Source organism: Streptococcus pseudopneumoniae (assembly GCF_001070815.1).
Classification (GTDB): domain Bacteria; phylum Bacillota; class Bacilli; order Lactobacillales; family Streptococcaceae; genus Streptococcus; species Streptococcus pseudopneumoniae_P.
The window spans coordinates 1-658 of the sequence record NZ_JVLX01000060.1; the positions used below are offsets into that span (position 1 = coordinate 1).

The following is a 658-nucleotide window of genomic DNA, read 5'->3' on the forward strand; positions in this document are numbered from 1 at the left end:
TGGAATGTTTTCAACATTTGTGACCTTGCCACCTTCTGGAATCTTGATGCCTTTTGTGTAGTCCTCTGGCGTTAACGGAGTTTTCGTTACTGGAGTTTCAATTTCCTTAACAGGTGTTACGTTAACTGGAACATCCACTGTTGTTGTTTTTCCATTTGGTAAGGTAACAGTTACTTTAACAGGATCTTTTTTACCTGGGGTTGTTAAGTCTGGAATATTTTCTACATTCGTTACTTTTCCACCTTCTGGTACTTTAACATATTTAGCAATATCCTCTTTTGTTAAAGGTGTATTTGTTACTGGTGTTTCAATTGGTTTTGGTTTAGCTTCTACCACTTTAATCGTAGCGGGAACTTCAACCAATACATTTCCATTTTTATCTTTTACTACGACTGTTACTGGTTTATCTCCAACAGTTGTTGCATCAAATGGTTCGGTTTGTCCATCTGGAACTTTGTATTCAAATGTTGAACCTTCTGGGTAATCACTTGGAGTAATATTATCTCTTGCTTGTGGTTTTTGAGTTGGATTTACAGGAATTAATTGTTCCTTGCCTTCCACTACCTTAACCTTAGCAGGAACTTCTACCAATTTATCTTCCCCATCTTTTGCTTCTACAATAACATCTTTTTCGCCTGGTGTTGTTGTATCTACTGGA

General features: G+C 36.9%; 1 protein-coding gene. It reads right to left on the reverse strand.

Going from position 1 to position 658, the window contains the following annotated elements; genetic code table 11:
- On the reverse strand, positions 1 to 658 hold a 658-nt coding region (locus ADG81_RS10080; protein ID WP_049551358.1), incomplete at both ends, for a Rib/alpha-like domain-containing protein.